Origin of the sequence: Rhodococcus sp. IEGM 1406 (assembly GCF_030056745.1) — a bacterium.
GTDB lineage: Bacteria > Actinomycetota > Actinomycetes > Mycobacteriales > Mycobacteriaceae > Rhodococcus_F > Rhodococcus_F erythropolis.
Genome location: NZ_JASHKO010000003.1, coordinates 1 through 14,081 on the forward strand (window position 1 = coordinate 1; position 14,081 = coordinate 14,081).

At 62.1% G+C, this 14,081-nt stretch carries 17 protein-coding genes and 1 riboswitch; of the genes, 8 read left to right on the forward strand and 9 right to left on the reverse strand.

Features of this window, described 5'->3' with window-relative positions; genetic code table 11:
* Positions 1–147 precede the first annotated feature (147 nt).
* Positions 148–363, reverse strand: a complete 216-nt coding sequence (locus tag QM596_RS15715) for a BldC family transcriptional regulator (RefSeq protein WP_095971307.1) — start codon at positions 361–363, stop codon at positions 148–150.
* Positions 364–474: 111 nt separating this feature from the next.
* Between QM596_RS15715 and QM596_RS15720 the strand changes: the two genes are divergently transcribed.
* Positions 475–882 (forward strand): RidA family protein, encoded by a 408-nt coding sequence (locus QM596_RS15720; protein WP_283309359.1) that lies wholly within the window; start codon positions 475–477, stop codon positions 880–882.
* A 22-nt stretch (positions 883–904) separates the two neighbouring features.
* Here QM596_RS15720 and QM596_RS15725 read toward each other — a convergent pair whose 3' ends face one another.
* Positions 905–1,174 carry a DUF4235 domain-containing protein gene (locus QM596_RS15725; protein ID WP_007734706.1) on the reverse strand — a complete coding sequence of 90 codons (270 nt, stop codon included), beginning with the start codon at positions 1,172–1,174 and terminating at the stop codon, positions 905–907.
* A 189-nt stretch (positions 1,175–1,363) separates the two neighbouring features.
* Here QM596_RS15725 and QM596_RS15730 point away from each other — a divergent pair, with 189 nt between their 5' ends.
* Positions 1,364–1,579 (forward strand): hypothetical protein, encoded by a 216-nt coding sequence (locus tag QM596_RS15730; protein ID WP_095971309.1) that lies wholly within the window; start codon positions 1,364–1,366, stop codon positions 1,577–1,579.
* 7 nt (positions 1,580–1,586) lie between these two features.
* Here QM596_RS15730 and QM596_RS15735 read toward each other — a convergent pair whose 3' ends face one another.
* The 4 genes from QM596_RS15735 to QM596_RS15750 all read right to left on the reverse strand — a co-directional run bounded on the left by QM596_RS15735 (position 1,587) and on the right by QM596_RS15750 (position 4,143).
* Positions 1,587–2,744, reverse strand: a complete 1,158-nt coding sequence (locus QM596_RS15735; RefSeq protein ID WP_283309360.1) for an AI-2E family transporter — start codon at positions 2,742–2,744, stop codon at positions 1,587–1,589.
* A 64-nt stretch (positions 2,745–2,808) separates the two neighbouring features.
* Positions 2,809–3,285, reverse strand: coding sequence for a hypothetical protein (locus tag QM596_RS15740; protein WP_349307322.1), 477 nt, complete (start codon positions 3,283–3,285; stop codon positions 2,809–2,811).
* Between the two features lie 136 nt (positions 3,286–3,421).
* Positions 3,422–3,577 (reverse strand): DUF6131 family protein, encoded by a 156-nt coding sequence (locus QM596_RS15745; RefSeq protein ID WP_003945564.1) that lies wholly within the window; start codon positions 3,575–3,577, stop codon positions 3,422–3,424.
* A 164-nt stretch (positions 3,578–3,741) separates the two neighbouring features.
* Complete coding sequence (locus tag QM596_RS15750; protein WP_283309363.1) at positions 3,742–4,143, reverse strand: nuclear transport factor 2 family protein; 402 nt, start codon at positions 4,141–4,143, stop codon at positions 3,742–3,744.
* A gap of 99 nt (positions 4,144–4,242) precedes the next feature.
* Here QM596_RS15750 and QM596_RS15755 point away from each other — a divergent pair, with 99 nt between their 5' ends.
* Positions 4,243–5,583: a DUF1254 domain-containing protein gene (locus QM596_RS15755; protein ID WP_283309364.1), complete on the forward strand. Its 1,341-nt coding sequence runs from the start codon at positions 4,243–4,245 to the stop codon at positions 5,581–5,583.
* A gap of 52 nt (positions 5,584–5,635) precedes the next feature.
* Here QM596_RS15755 and QM596_RS15760 read toward each other — a convergent pair whose 3' ends face one another.
* Together QM596_RS15760 and QM596_RS15765 are read right to left on the reverse strand one after the other, a co-directional pair.
* Positions 5,636–6,427, reverse strand: coding sequence for an SDR family NAD(P)-dependent oxidoreductase (locus QM596_RS15760; RefSeq protein WP_020968659.1), 792 nt, complete (start codon positions 6,425–6,427; stop codon positions 5,636–5,638).
* Positions 6,428–6,593: 166 nt separating this feature from the next.
* Positions 6,594–6,752: a hypothetical protein gene (locus QM596_RS15765; protein WP_283309366.1), complete on the reverse strand. Its 159-nt coding sequence runs from the start codon at positions 6,750–6,752 to the stop codon at positions 6,594–6,596.
* A gap of 157 nt (positions 6,753–6,909) precedes the next feature.
* Here QM596_RS15765 and QM596_RS15770 point away from each other — a divergent pair, with 157 nt between their 5' ends.
* From QM596_RS15770 to QM596_RS15790, 5 genes are all read left to right on the forward strand, one after another.
* On the forward strand, positions 6,910–7,767 hold the full coding sequence (locus QM596_RS15770; RefSeq protein WP_283309368.1) for a siderophore-interacting protein: 858 nt from the start codon (positions 6,910–6,912) through the stop codon (positions 7,765–7,767).
* Between the two features lie 40 nt (positions 7,768–7,807).
* A riboswitch (cobalamin riboswitch) is annotated at positions 7,808–7,988 on the forward strand.
* Positions 7,989–8,046: 58 nt separating this feature from the next.
* Positions 8,047–9,060, forward strand: coding sequence for an ABC transporter substrate-binding protein (locus tag QM596_RS15775; RefSeq protein WP_283309370.1), 1,014 nt, complete (start codon positions 8,047–8,049; stop codon positions 9,058–9,060).
* A complete protein-coding gene (locus QM596_RS15780; RefSeq protein ID WP_197941669.1) occupies positions 9,061–9,813 on the forward strand; it encodes a class I SAM-dependent methyltransferase in 753 nt (250 codons plus the stop codon).
* A complete protein-coding gene (locus QM596_RS15785; RefSeq protein WP_283309372.1) occupies positions 9,810–10,850 on the forward strand; it encodes a FecCD family ABC transporter permease in 1,041 nt (346 codons plus the stop codon). Before QM596_RS15780 ends, QM596_RS15785 begins: the two co-directional genes overlap by 4 nt.
* Positions 10,847–11,620, forward strand: coding sequence for an ABC transporter ATP-binding protein (locus QM596_RS15790; protein ID WP_019747215.1), 774 nt, complete (start codon positions 10,847–10,849; stop codon positions 11,618–11,620). Before QM596_RS15785 ends, QM596_RS15790 begins: the two co-directional genes overlap by 4 nt.
* Positions 11,621–11,635: 15 nt before the next feature.
* Here the strand turns inward: QM596_RS15790 and QM596_RS15795 are convergent, their stop codons facing one another.
* Positions 11,636–13,996, reverse strand: a complete 2,361-nt coding sequence (locus QM596_RS15795; protein ID WP_283309375.1) for an arylsulfatase — start codon at positions 13,994–13,996, stop codon at positions 11,636–11,638.
* Positions 13,997–14,081 lie beyond the last annotated feature (85 nt).

Consider the following 14,081-nt stretch of genomic DNA (forward strand, 5'->3'; position numbering starts at 1 on the left):
CGGCATCGGCGCAGCCGCACTCTGCGGCGGCGGCGGACAAGGCGACGCACTCATCATCCGCGTCCCCAAGGCGTAATCAGTTCCTGCTGACCAGACAGGTCACCGAGCCCTCATCGTGCTCGGCGACCTGTCTGCTTCACGCCGGAGTCACGTCGGATCGAGTGTCGTCGAGCGGTTACGCAACAACTTCTCGATCTCCGACCGTCGGTATCTCCGATGTCCGCCAAGCGTTCTCAGCGTTCCGACTTTGCCCTCCCTCGCCCATCTCGATACCGTCGTCCGGTCGACGTGGAACAGTGCCGCAACCTGTTTGGTCGTCAGCCACTCGTCGACTGGTGCTGTGTGCTCTTCTTCTCGGCTCATTGACAGGCATTCGTAGCCGCAGCCCGGATGGACGGGTCCGATAACGAATTGGCTACCCCAGGTGCGCTGTGAAAGACTGGCTGCAAAACTTTACTATTCCTTGGGGAAACTATGTCGAAGTCGGTAACTCTGATCCGTTCCACATCACTCTCTTCGGTCGCTGAATATGCTTATGCAGCAACGGCTCCCACCGAAGCCAGACTGATCTTCCTCGCAGGATCTTGCCCGTTGAACGAGGACGGCTCTACTGCCGCCGTCGGCGATTACGCGGGGCAAGCAGCCAAGGCCGTCGACAACCTGAGAACAGCTCTCTCGGACGCCGGCGCGTCGATCACCGATGTGATCAGCACCCGCGTTCTGGTGGCGTCGAGCAGTCAAGAAGACCTCGTTTCGGCGTGGGAGGTAGTCCGCGACGCGTTCAGCGATCATGACGCCCCGAGCACTCTGATGGGCGTGACCGTTCTCGGCTACGACGATCAGTTGGTCGAGATCGAGGCCATCGCGGCCGTCGTCGACTGAACTTGAACCGAACCGGACGTTCCTACCGGGGATCTTCGTGAGCCAGCGCCTGGTAGCCCTTTGCCCCCGCACGATCGACTGCGGCTCGCACAACAGCGAAGATGGCCCCCTGTAGGGCTGCGGCGATCAGGACTTCCTTGCTCGACCTGCTCAAGTCTTTCGGCTCGGGCGCATTCTTGTCGTCACCGATGCGCTTCCACACCTGCTGGAAGACGGCACCGGCCAAAATGCCGCCGAGGACGCTCGTCGCCAGTGAGAGTGGCTTGTACATCGCTTTCGATACTGCGCTCATTGCGCGGATCCTCCATGGTTCGATTTCGTACCGCCTGAGCGGGCTGACCGACTCTCACTACCCCGCAGGCGAACTGTCGAAACATTGCACCGGCGCGCCGCGAAGTCGACTGTCGCACGTTATGTTCCACGGGTTTGCCACTTCGCGGGCCGGGTAGGATCGTCTTAGCGAAAGAAGGTTGTGTAAGTCATGGAAAACTACAGAATCGAACTACCGGACGGTACAACGGTGATGGAAGATTTCGTCTCGGATCGCGCCGCAATCGCATACGCGGTCGATCTGAATCACGGGTGCAGCGAGAAAGTATCGGTATTCCGTATCACCGACGAAGGGGAAACCATCCCGACTCGGATGTGCCCCAAGCCGAATCCCGGTTCGCGGCGTCGCGCGCGAAGCGCCCGATAGAGGCCGGTCAAGAAGCGTCGAGGCGGGGGAAGAGCGTTTCTCTTGCGAGCAGCAGCAGGGCCGCAGCAACCGGAATCGCCAGCAACGCACCGACAATACCGAGCAGCGCTCCGCCCAACAGAACCGCGACAACGGTCACCAGCGCCGGGACCGCCACTGTCTTCCCGATGATCTTCGGAACAAGCAGGTAGTCCTCGAGCAGGCGTAACGCGATGAAGAACGCAACTGTCGCCAATGCCGTTGGGACAGAGACTGTCAGGGAGACCAAGGCGACGATGACCCCTGCGATCGTGGAACCGACTATCGGGATCAGATCGAGCAGGGCGACCAGCAGCGCCAGTATCAACGGGTACGGCACGTCGAAGATCAACAACCATGCGAAGGTACATCCTGCGGTGATCACGGAGATCAGAACATTGCCGAGGACGTACCCACCCACGCCTGCCAGTATCTGATCACCGATGGCGATTGCTCGTGGCCGCCGCGTATGTGGCACCAACCGATACAGATTCGTGCGGATTCGTGGATAGTCGATCAAGAAGTACGTGGTCAGTACAGCAACGATTCCGGCGTCGGCGACTGCGCTGAACACCGCCCGCCCGGCACCGAGCAAACCCGTTGCGAGCGCAGAACCCGAACCGTCCAGTTGCGTGGTGAGGTGCTGCTCGAGGTGATACTTCTCGTCGAGGTCGCTGACGATGGGATACCGGTCCCGAATGTGCGTCAGAAGTTCTGGAGCGTGCGATGCGAACTGACGCCCCTGCTCGACCAGCGGGGTGATCGCAGCAACGAGAAACAGCGCCAACATCACGGCAATCCCGAACAGCACCACGGTGACCGCGATCCAGCGTCGGAAATTTCTCCGCTCCAGCCAGACGATCACCGGTTCTATGCCCACCGCGAGAAACAGGGCCACCACGATCAGGATCAGCATGCCTCGCGCCGCAAGCAGCACTTCGATCACCGCGTAAGTCACGGCAACTCCGGCAGCGGCGGTCAGACCGATGAAGAACGGTGAACGACGATCGAACCTCGGTCCGGGTTCACCCAGCGGCCGGACGGGCGTCGCCAATGCGGCGGCTTCGCGTTCGGCCACCGCCATCGGATCCGGAGCTTGGACTTCGCTTTCGGGGTCGGGTGACGTGTCCGCGGAATTGGGATCCATCCAAGCCACCTCACGATCCGCGCGACTTCCCGGCTCGAGGGTGAGTACCCGTGCCGTAGTCGGATCAACCTCGAGGCTTCTCCGCTCCACTTCGTGTCAGCGCGAGCCCGGTTCCCACAACTCCGATGATCGACACAGCGATGGCGATGCTCGGCCAGCCGTCACTCTGCCAGTAGACGTCGTCGAGAGTGATCAGTAACGCGGCCTCGTCGACGATGAGTCCGAGCGCAATGCCCAACGCGATGCCCATCCATGTTCGTGCGCGAGGGCTTCGGTCTACGAGGCCGAAGATCGCCACCCCGGCCAACAGGAGAATTCCCCACAGGTAATGGTGAAGGTGCGTCCCACCGGCACTGATGTCGCCGACGTCCCTGGTGTCGATCTGGATCAACCAGGTCACCAGACGTGCTCCACCGAACGTCAGTGTGAAGGCCACCCACGCCAACACCAAACCGCGGCGTGACTCGTCAACTTGATTCCATCTGCGAGGAAACCTGAATCTCTCCACAGGTTTCTCTTCCGCATGATCTCGAGAAAGCATCCTTCATGTTTACCCGACGCAGCTCAGAGCGATACTTTCGGGTAGAGACACCGAAAATCAATTGGAGAACGAAAAAGCGGTACTCGATCTCCGAAGAGATCAGGTACCGCCTTCTCAGCTACTCGCGCAGTATCGATCAATACCAGACTTTTCGTCCGCCCACTGCACGCCCGGTAGCACCGAGGATGGACAAAACTGCACCTACGACGACCAGAATGATGCCGACGGTGGTCAGAATGCTCAACCCCGTGAAAAAGCCGATCAACGCCAGAATAATGCCGAGAACAATCATGTGAGAACCTCATCCGGTATGCGTATAGAAATGATCTACTCAACTGACGCTACTACAAAAACTTCACAATCAAGAAATCCCATAATTGACATCATAAATACGAAACTCGTATTACTACCCAATAATGTCGGCGTTAAAACATTGGTCTTTCTTTTTCTTATCCCTCACGGTTCGATGTCTTCGATCTTGGCCTCGACGGCCGGCGTGATGTGGCTCAACACGCAGCGCCAACGACCGCCTCGCCGGGCGAACACGTCGGTGGTCCACTCCTCGGCGTCGTACTGCCTGCCGTCGTAGTGCGCAGTATTGGTGATCCGCGTGGTGAAAAGCGCAACGTCACCGAAGAAACGCACGCGAGCGCGCCCGACGCGATCCATCGCCGAATGAGTCAGGTCGCCAGAGGCCACGAAACCCAGAAACTCCGCCTTGGGGGATACCCCGGATTCGGAGACGATCACCCAGTCGTCGGCCACGAAGTCGCCGATCCGTTCGGCGTCGTTCGAGCACATCGCGACGTTCCACTCGTCTGCAGTTGCAGTCAGCACCGCTGTTTCCTGATCCGACATGGCCTCTCCCTCTACCGTCGTCACCCTCGGCGGGTGATGCCTCGACGGCGGGGTTCCCGCAAGGTGGACGTCGAACCGACGAACTACGAGAGGGCAGAGATGACAGACTCCAGTCGCACCGAGCTTGCAGCTCAGGCGTACATCTACGGATTTCCCCTCGTTTTCAATCTCGACCAGGTCCATCGGTACGTTCACGACGGTGTCGGAGCGAACCCCGCCGCACCTTTCAACACCTTCAGTCACGCCCGCACACTCGCCGGCCCGGCAGATACTTTTGTCACGATCAACAACGACACCGTGTATTCCATGGCGCAGATCGACCTTTCTGTCGGCCCCGTTGCGCTGCACGTCCCCGATACCGATGGCCGTTACTACGTCCTCCAGTTCGTCGACGCCTGGACAAACAATTTCGCTTACGTCGGGCACCGTGCCACCGGCACCACGAGCGGAGACTTCCTTCTCGTCCCACCCACCTGGACCGGAACCCCGACCGCCCAGACTGCAGTGATCAGATTTCCCACGACCGTTGCATCGATCGTCGGTCGGTGGGCGTGCGGCGGCGACGACGACCTCCCCGCCGTGCACGCCTTGCAGGACGCCACCACCCTGACCGTCGTCGACTCCGCCGGGGCTCCGGCCGGTCTACCGGTCCCCGACTCCGAGGTCAGCCAGGACCTCCTCTTCCTCGAGAAACTCCGCATCTGGTCGCAGGCCTTTCCGCCGGCCCCGCGCGATCGAGAACTCCAGGATTCGTTCTCACCGATCGGAGTCACCGAGCACGGGGCCTCTCCCTATGTATCGCTGTCTGCCGACGACGCTGCGGCGCTCGCAGACGGGTTGACCGCCGGAGAGAAGAATCTGCACGAAGCACTCACGCACGGCTCCAGCCCCGAGGCCAACGGTTGGAAGCTGACTTTCCACGCCTTCGACTACAACCTCGACTACTTCGAGGTCGGTGCAATCGACGATCCACAATTCAAGATCGCCGATCCCAGGTTGCGAATCATCGAACGAGCGGCGGCGGCCAAGGGCGGGCTGTGGGGCAACCACCCCTACGAAGCGGCGTACATCATGACCTACGTCGACGATCAGGGAACGCAATTGAACGGAAACCGCACCTACACGATCAGACTCGACCCCACTCCGCCGGTGAGCGCCTTCTGGTCGCTGACGATGTACTCGGTGCCGGACTTCTTCCTCGTGGCGAACCCCATCGACCGATACTCGATCGGCGACCGCACTCCCGGCATCGTCCACGACGCCGACGGTGCGTTGACGATCACGATCAGTCACGAGGAGCCGAAAGATGCCACGGCGAAGGCGAACTGGCTCCCCTGCCCGCGCAGAGACTTCCGACCGGTCCTGAGAATGTACGAACCTTCGCCCGCCGTACTCGATCAGTCCTACGTCGTCCCCGCTATCACTCGCTCGCGAGAATGACGGCTCACGTCTGACGGCCTGCCCCAGGCCAGGCCGTCAGACGGACACAGAATCAGGCGTGCGTGCCGCCGTCCACACGGATCTCCGTGCCGGTGATGAAGGCACCATCGTCGGATGCCAGCATCGCGATAACTCCCGCAACACTTTCCGGCCCGGCCATGGGAGCACCACCGGACTCCAGATCAGTGCTCAGAATTGGCGACAGCTTGCCGAAGAGCGACCAGTCGGTGTCTTCCGGCAGGTACGACGCCGTGGTGTCGGTGATCCCGCTCTTCACACTGCCCGGAGCTACCGCGACGGCGCGCAGACCCTGCTTGCCGTATTCGAGAGCCAGTGCGTGAGTGAAGGACTGGATTCCTCCCTTACTCGCCGCATATGCGGCCATGTACGGGTGCGCGAAGGCTGCGGAGGTGGAGCTGAAATTCACCACCACTGCGTTGCCGGTGGCCAGGAGAGCTGGCAGTGCCTGACGAGTGACGAGGAAGGTGCCGGTCAAGTTCACGGAGATCACCCGATTCCACAAGTCCAGTGAGGTCTCGTGGGTGTGCCCGCCTCGCAATATCCCGGCGGCGTTGACCAGTACGTCCAATCCCCCGAGAGCCGAAATTGCCTGACCCACAACCGTGATGACGGAACTCTCGTCACCGATATCGACGACGACGGTGTCGAGACGACCCTCCGTCGAGGCATGTTCAGCCGACCTCCGGGTGTCTGCCAGACCCTTCTCGGAGATGTCGGCAGCGACCACGCGGCCACCTTCGGCGAGCAACCGCAGCGCGGTGGCCTGCCCGATTCCCGATCCTGCGCCGGTGACGAGAATACGACGACCTTCGAAACGATTCATTGCTGTGTACCTTTCACGAAAACGAGTTGGCTGGTAATCCAGGCTCGGCGGCGCCGACACTCACAACTCACCCGCGAGAAACTTCAGGTACGGGAAATACGCAGCACTGCAACAGGTGTGGCACTGCGAAATCTCGGCGAGGTAATGCTCGCCGAAGTGGCGAATGTCAGACGGATCCGGCCGGTGCGGCCAAGGCTCTTTCGATCCAGACAAGACCAGAGGGGCGGCGGTCGATCGCCTTACGCCCCCGGCGGAATGTCGCTACGCCGAATCGGGCCGTGCGCAGTGCACGGCCGGAATCGAGAGTGCAGCGGCGTATGGACATCACAGGCACCGTAGCAGCGCGAGTACAAGTCGCTCAAACGCGTTGTTCGCGACGCAGGTTTGATTCAGGTAATCAGATGTCACTTCTGGACAACTGTGCCGACTTAGGCAGCACTAACCTGATGGCATCTCGAAAACCCGATCCAGGAGCACAGTCGATGACACATGCAGACGCCACGAGCACAACAACTCCCCGGGCGAGCGTCCTACGAACCGCTGACCACAATCGCGGACTCAACGACGTTCTCGCCGTCGTCGAAGCAATGGAGCGACCGAGCGACCACCTGCTGCGGATCACGGCTCGTTTGACGGAGTCGACCGACGATCCGACCTGGTCACGCCCGAACGTCACCGTACGTATGAATCTCGGGCCCAATTTCGACGACGCTTCGCGTGTGTACACGGTGCGTTCCTACGGTTCCGCCACCGGATCGATCGTCATCGACGTGGTCCTGCACGGACAGACCAGCCCGATGATGAGGTGGGCAGCGGCGTTGACCATCGGTGACACCTTCGGTCTCACCGGTCCGCGACCACACTTCTTGGTCCCCGACGTTCCCGGTCGACGGATCGCACTTTTTCTGGACGGCACCGCAATACCTGCGCTGTACTCGATCATCGAGCAGCTACCTACCGACGTGGTCGGAATCGGCTGGGTCACAACAGATGACGAGGTCGCTTTCGCCGAACTGCCCGCCCTCCCCGGCCTGGAGCTTCACCGCGTGAGCGCAGATCTCGCCGAGCCCGACGGCCCACTGGCGGTACGAGCACGCGAGCTCGCCGATCCCGCGAGCTACGTCGTGTGGGGAGCCGGTGAACGCAACGAGATGCGCGCAATCCGTAGGCACTTTCGGTCGACCGTCGGACTCGACAAAGACGACGTCGCGATATTCGGATACTGGAAGCGCGGCATCAGCAACACCGAAATCGACCTCCGTCGGCGCGAGAACTACGAGCGCATCCTCGCCGGCGGTGGAACCCTCACCGACATCGACGACCTGGCCATCGAGATCTGATCGCGTACACCGGCCGACCTGACCGGCCGTGCACTGCGGTGATAAGTTCCTCTGTGCCAGCGGACCTCCACACAGGGGGTCAGGGAATCCGGTGTGAATCCGGAACTGACGCGCAGCGGTGAGGGTGACCGCCCGGGCTTACGCCACTGGATGAAAATCTGGGAAGGCGCTCGGGTGGGGCGATCTCGAGTCCGAATACCGGCTGGCAGCAGGGGTCAACAGGCGCCTGTTCACACGGTAACGGGCTCCGCGAACGAGCCCCTGCGAGAACGAGATTCCATGCGTCTGTCCAGACTTCGCCTACCCGCCGCTACCGTCGCGGCCTTGTTGAGCGCGTCGTTGGTTGCCTGCTCCTCCGACGACAGTGCTGCCCGACAATCCAACTCTTCCGAACAATCGCGCGTGACAGTCCAGAACTGTGGCCGAGACGTCACCGTGGAGCGACCGATCGAACGGGCGATCGCGGTAAATCAGCCTTCGGCCGAAATGCTGTTCGCACTGGGAGTGCAGGACCGGATGGCCGGCTACGCCATGAGCGACGACGACGTACTCCCCGAGTTACGTGAGGCACGCGGTCAGGTTCAAGCTTTCGACACCGAGTTCCCGTCCTTCGAGAGTGTCCTCGAACGCGAACCGGACATGGTCTACACGACATTCAATTACACGTTCACCTCGGAAGGCATCGCCGACCGGACCAAGTTCACCGACCTCGGGGTCGCGACGTACCAGTCGCCCAGCGAGTGCACCGGTCAGGATGCCGAGCAGAGCAAGGCCCTCACACTCGACGACTTGTACGCCGAAATCGGCGACGTGGCAACACTGTTCGACGTCAAGGACAAAGGTGTCGAGCTGACCGAGAGTTTGAAGGATCGCGCGGCCACCGCCACGGCGTCGCTGGGAGCCGAAAACGTGACGCTGGCGTGGTGGTATGCAGCCACGAAGACTCCGTACTTCGCCGGGTGCTGCGGTGCACCGGGAATCATGACCGACGCGGTGGGCGCGAAGAACGCCTTCGACGACAACAAACAGTACTGGCCCGAAATCGGTTGGGAGAGTGTGCTCGATCGAGACCCGACCGTGCTGGTGCTCGCAGATCTCGACCGCGGCGGAGACGGCGACAGTGCCGCAGACAAGATCGCGTTCCTCGAATCGGACCCGGTCGCCAGCAAGCTCACCGCAGTGAAGAACGAGCGTTACATCATCCTCGAGGGAACGACGATGGATCCCTCGATCCGCAATGTCGGTGGCATCGAACAGCTCTCCGACGGGCTGCGCCAGTTGGGTGTGGTCTAGATGTCCGCGGAGATCAGTGAACTGGTGCGTCAGTGGGACGACCAGCAGGCGGCATACATCGCCGACCGCGAAAAGCGATTCGACGCGATTCTCGACGTTCTCGAATTGCAGTACGCGCACACCCCGTTCACGGTTGTCGACCTGGCCTGCGGACCGGGCTCACTGAGCGCCCGGATCCTCGAGAAGTTCAAGCACGCGAGCGTTGTGGGGATCGATTACGACCCGATGCTGCTGGAAGTCGCCCGCCAGTCGTCGACTCGTTTCGGAGACCGACTGCAGCTGGTCGACGCAGACCTGCTGAGCACCGATTGGCCGACTTCGGTGACTGCGCCGGTGCAGGCGATAGTGTCGACAACTGCGCTGCACTGGTTACAACCACAACAGCTCGTCGAGGTGTACCGGCAGTGCCGCGAACTGCTGAGTCCTGACGGAGTCCTGCTCAACGGTGATCACTTTCGCTTCGACAGCCGCTCCCCTGTCATCGGTCGATGGGCGAAGGCTCACGACGAGCAGACGCAACGCTCCGCCTTTGCTGCCGGCGCTCCCGAGTGGGACAGCTGGTGGGACGAGCTGCGGGCAACTCCCGGCATCGGACCACTGACCGACGAGCGTGAGCGCAGATTCGCCGGACGCGACGCTACCGCGCCCACTGCCGTCGACTTCCAGTTGGCGGCGCTCGCGCAAGCAGGTTTTCGAGAGTCGGGAACGGTCTGGCAACTGTTCGACGACTACGTGGTCTACGGCGTGAGATGACGACAAGAGTTCGCCTGCGTGACAAACCTACAACCGTCACCCTGCTGTGGGTGATCGGTGTTGTCACGCTGGCCGGGTCGGCCGCCGTGGCGATCACGTTGGGGCCGGCCGGTCTGTCGGTCGGTGAGGTGGCCTCGATCGTCGTCGGCCATCTCGGCGGTACCGCGGCGGACGTCACCCCTATCCGCGACGGCATCGTGTGGGATCTTCGTCTGCCACGTACTCTGCTCGCCGCGCTCTGCGGTGCGGGCCTCGGGCTGTGCGGGGCGATCATGCAGTCTCTGCTTCGCAATCCACTGGCTGATCCATTTGTCCTCGGTATCTCGTCCGGCGCCTCGACCGGTGCCGTACTGATCGTGATCCTCGGAGTCGGGTCGGGGGTGATCGGCTTGTCGAGCGGCGCTTTCATCGGCGCGGTGATCTCCTTCGCCCTTGTGTTGCTGCTCGCCCATGCGGCCGGCGGCACGCCGGATCGGGTGATCCTGGCCGGAGTCGCCGCGACCCAGCTGTTCTCGGCGCTCACCTCGTTCATCGTGATCACCTCGGCCGATCCCGAGCAGACTCGCGGCGTGATGTTCTGGCTCCTGGGCTCACTCGGCGGCGCCGACTGGCTCGACGTCGCGCTCTGCGCTGCGGTGGTCGCCGTCGGCCTCGTGGTCTGTCTGACTCACTCCCGCGCACTCGACGCCTTTGCCTTCGGCGAGGACGCGGCGTCGTCGCTGGGGGTGAACGTGTGGCGAGTGCGCGTGACCCTGTTGTTGGCAACAGCTTTGATGACGGCGGTGATCGTGAGCGTCGCAGGCGCCATTGGCTTTGTGGGCCTCGTCCTCCCGCATGCGGCACGGGCTCTCGTCGGTCCGAGCCATCGGCGACTGCTGCCCGCGTCCGCACTGATCGGCTCGATCTTCCTGGTCTGGGTCGACGCTGTGGCACGTACAGCCATTGCGCCGCAGGAACTCCCGGCCGGTGTGGTAACCGCGTTGGTCGGCGTGCCTGCGTTTGCCGTCATCCTCTGGAGACGAAAGGCCAGGCCATGACACTCGAAGCGGCCGGCGTCAGCTGGCGGGTCGGCGGGGCGCTCATAGTCGACGCCCTCGACGTGTCCCCCACCGTCGGAAGTACGGTGGGGCTTCTCGGCCCCAACGGTTCGGGAAAATCGACACTGCTGAAACTGCTTGCCGGGCAGAACCGTCCGACAATCGGGGAGGTGACTCTGGACCGAACTCCGTTGCCTGACTGGAAACGCCGAGATGTCGCGCGTCGGATTGCCACCGTCGATCAGCACAGCAACACGGAGATCGACCTGACGGTAGCCGAGGTCGTCGAATTGGGACGCACCCCGCACCGCGGATTGTGGGGCGGGCATTCAGGTTCCGACCGCGACGCCGTCCGCGCGGCGATCGAACACACCAACCTCTCCGGGATGCTCGACCGGTCGTGGCACACCCTGTCCGGCGGGGAGCGCCAACGCGTGCAGATCGCGCGCGCCCTCGCTCAGGAACCTCACGAGTTGCTGCTCGACGAACCGACCAATCACCTGGACATCAACCATCAACTCGAATTGCTCGCGCTCGTGCGTCGCCTGCCCACCACCACGATCATGGCATTGCACGATCTGAATCTGGCCGCCATGTTCTGCGATTCGATAGTGATGCTGAACCGTGGCTCCATCGTTGCCCACGGAAGCCCGACCGAGGTCCTCACCGCCGACCTGATAGCCGAGGTCTACCAGGTCGATGCCGAAGTCCGCCTGGACGGTCCCGGCGGAGTACCCACCGTGAGATACCTTCCACCCAGCTCGGATTAGACGCACGCGGATCTGTCATTCACGCGAGAGCATCGCCACTGCTTCGCGTTCGAGGTCGACGTACGGTTCCCCACTGACGTCGATCGCCACCCGGCTGAGCGTTCCACCGGTAAACGCCCATGGTGAGGTACCCGGGTAGTCGTCGGTCACAGGCTCCCCGCTGTCACGGCCTGCATTGAGCCCTTCGCCGCCGCCGATGCTGAACTTGCCTGGCTGAGTGCGGATTCTGCCCTCACCGACTTTCCGATCGCCGTAGTAGAGGCCGAGCACCCCGTGCGCAGTGCCCGACGGATCCTCACCTTCCTTGTCGAAAGTTGCTGCCAAGATTACATTTTCGCCGATGGGAAGGTCTTCGGTGGCATCGATCTTCTGCTGTTCACTGCCGAGGAAGTTGTACACGTAATGCAGTCGGTTGTCCTTGACGTACAGCGAGTGACCACCGAACCTGCCGCCATGCGAGAACAGCACACCGGCCGCACCCGGTTCGGCCAAGTCGACAACTGCCCCGATCGAGTATGAACGATTACGAAGGTTGACAGCGACGGCTTCCGGTACCTCGGCTCCCCCTGGACGGTAGACGTACCGGTTGCGCGGCGGAGCCAGCTGGGGGCGAGGTGTGGTGAGGAGTTCGACACCGGACCGATCATCCAGTGGCAGAGCTTGATTGGCGCCGGCCTCGTGGAACCACAACCCCACGAGCTCGGCGAGCCTGCCGGGTTCTTCGCCGGAAAGGTTCCGGAGCTCGGCTCGGTCCACCTCCGTGTGGTAGAGCTCCCAGGTGTCTTCGGAGAAATGACCCCACCCGCTCAGAGTCGGGTGCGTGGTGACGGCCTTCCACCCGTCATGCCAAATCCCTCGTCCTCCGAGCATCGAATAGAACTGGGTGTGCTTGGCGGTGGGGATGTTGCCTGCGTCGAAGCTGTACCGCATGCTCACGCCTTGGATCGGGTGCTGGGTGTATCCCTTCACCGTGTCGGGCAAGTCGACACCGACGCAGTCGAGCAGAGTCGGGACGACGTCGATGGCATGGTGGTACTGATCTCGAATCTCGCCTCGGGCGTCGATGCCCTCCGGCCACGAGATGATGCAGGGGTCGCAGGTTCCGCCGTTGAACGAGTACCGCTTCCACATCTTGAAGGGGGTGTTGAACGCCATCGCCCACCCGTTGGGATAGTGGTTGTACGTCTCGGTGCTGCCCAACTCGTCCAGCTTTGCCAGGTTCTCGGCGAGGTCGTCGGGTATCCCGTTCGCGATTTTGTTCTCGTTGACTGAACCGTCGGGTCCGCCCTCACCACTGGCACCGTTGTCGGAAACCACCACGATGATCGTGTTGTCCAGCTGCTCGATTTCTTCGAGGTATTCGAGCAGGCGTCCGATCTGATCGTCGCAGTGCGAGAGGAAGCCCGCGTACACCTCCGCCATCCGTGAGAACAGTCGTTGCTCGTCAGCGGACAGGGTGTCCCAGGGGCGGGTGAAATCCAGCGGCGGGAACGGTTCGCCGTCAGGTCCGGTGCGGGTGTCAGGAGTGCCTATCGGGTTGAGTGAGGGCAGAGTCGTGTCGTTCGGGACAAGTCCCACGTCCTTCTGCCTCGCCAGAATCTCATCCCGCATGGCTTCGTACCCTGCGTCGAACCTGCCTGCGTAGCGATCGGCCCATTCGCGGGGCGCGTGATGTGGAGCGTGTGCGCACCCGGGTGCGTAGTAGAGAAATACAGGCCGGTCCGGAGCTATCGACTTCACGTCGCCGATGTATTCGAGCGCTCTGTCGGTGATGTCGACGCTGAAGTGATACCCCTCTTCCGGCGTCGACGGCTGTTCGACGGGGTGGTTGTCGTGGACGAGGTCGGGATACCACTGATTGGTCTCGGCACCGAGAAAGCCGTAGAACCGCTCGAATCCGCGACCGACCGGCCAATTCCGTTTCGTGGAAGCAAGATTCATCTCGTCTTCGGCGCAGAGGTGCCATTTCCCGACCATCGCGGTACTGAACCCCTGCTCGACCAGAACCTCGGCGAGCGTGGCACATTCGGGAGGGATGTGACCGTTCCCGCCGGGAAACCCGACCGCGCACTCACTGATGCAAGCCATTCCGTTGGTCGTGTGGTTCCGGCCGGTGAGCAGACACGATCGCGTCGGTGAGCACAGCGCTGTGGTGTGCCACTGCCCGTACCGCAATCCGTTGCCCGCGATGCGGTCGATGTTCGGCGTCTCGATCGGTCCCCCGTAGCAACCCAAGGCGCCGAATCCGACGTCGTCGAGAACGATGTAGAGAATGTTAGGCGTGCCGGCGGCAGCCTTCGGCTGCTCGTACGGGCTCCAGTCGGGAATCGAATCGCGAATATCGAGGTTGACGACGCCTTTGAATGCGTTGGCCATGACCTGGCTCCTTGTAGGTGATCTGAATGCCAGCCTCTACGGCTGCATGGTCAATCGCATACCCCGATTGTGCTCACCGAAGCGC

Bases quoted from the DNA above. Each gene is read 5' to 3' on its own strand.
- QM596_RS15715 (WP_095971307.1), bottom strand. From the start codon at position 363: ATGAGCCGAGAAGAAGAGCACACAGCACCAGTCGACGAGTGGCTGACG.
- QM596_RS15720 (WP_283309359.1), top strand. From the start codon at position 475: ATGTCGAAGTCGGTAACTCTGATCCGTTCCACATCACTCTCTTCGGTC.
- QM596_RS15725 (WP_007734706.1), bottom strand. From the start codon at position 1,174: ATGAGCGCAGTATCGAAAGCGATGTACAAGCCACTCTCACTGGCGACG.
- QM596_RS15730 (WP_095971309.1), top strand. From the start codon at position 1,364: ATGGAAAACTACAGAATCGAACTACCGGACGGTACAACGGTGATGGAA.
- QM596_RS15735 (WP_283309360.1), bottom strand. From the start codon at position 2,744: ATGGATCCCAATTCCGCGGACACGTCACCCGACCCCGAAAGCGAAGTC.
- QM596_RS15740 (WP_349307322.1), bottom strand. From the start codon at position 3,285: ATGCTTTCTCGAGATCATGCGGAAGAGAAACCTGTGGAGAGATTCAGG.
- QM596_RS15745 (WP_003945564.1), bottom strand. From the start codon at position 3,577: ATGATTGTTCTCGGCATTATTCTGGCGTTGATCGGCTTTTTCACGGGG.
- QM596_RS15750 (WP_283309363.1), bottom strand. From the start codon at position 4,143: ATGTCGGATCAGGAAACAGCGGTGCTGACTGCAACTGCAGACGAGTGG.
- QM596_RS15755 (WP_283309364.1), top strand. From the start codon at position 4,243: ATGACAGACTCCAGTCGCACCGAGCTTGCAGCTCAGGCGTACATCTAC.
- QM596_RS15760 (WP_020968659.1), bottom strand. From the start codon at position 6,427: ATGAATCGTTTCGAAGGTCGTCGTATTCTCGTCACCGGCGCAGGATCG.
- QM596_RS15765 (WP_283309366.1), bottom strand. From the start codon at position 6,752: ATGTCCATACGCCGCTGCACTCTCGATTCCGGCCGTGCACTGCGCACG.
- QM596_RS15770 (WP_283309368.1), top strand. From the start codon at position 6,910: ATGACACATGCAGACGCCACGAGCACAACAACTCCCCGGGCGAGCGTC.
- QM596_RS15775 (WP_283309370.1), top strand. From the start codon at position 8,047: ATGCGTCTGTCCAGACTTCGCCTACCCGCCGCTACCGTCGCGGCCTTG.
- QM596_RS15780 (WP_197941669.1), top strand. From the start codon at position 9,061: ATGTCCGCGGAGATCAGTGAACTGGTGCGTCAGTGGGACGACCAGCAG.
- QM596_RS15785 (WP_283309372.1), top strand. From the start codon at position 9,810: ATGACGACAAGAGTTCGCCTGCGTGACAAACCTACAACCGTCACCCTG.
- QM596_RS15790 (WP_019747215.1), top strand. From the start codon at position 10,847: ATGACACTCGAAGCGGCCGGCGTCAGCTGGCGGGTCGGCGGGGCGCTC.
- QM596_RS15795 (WP_283309375.1), bottom strand. From the start codon at position 13,996: ATGGCCAACGCATTCAAAGGCGTCGTCAACCTCGATATTCGCGATTCG.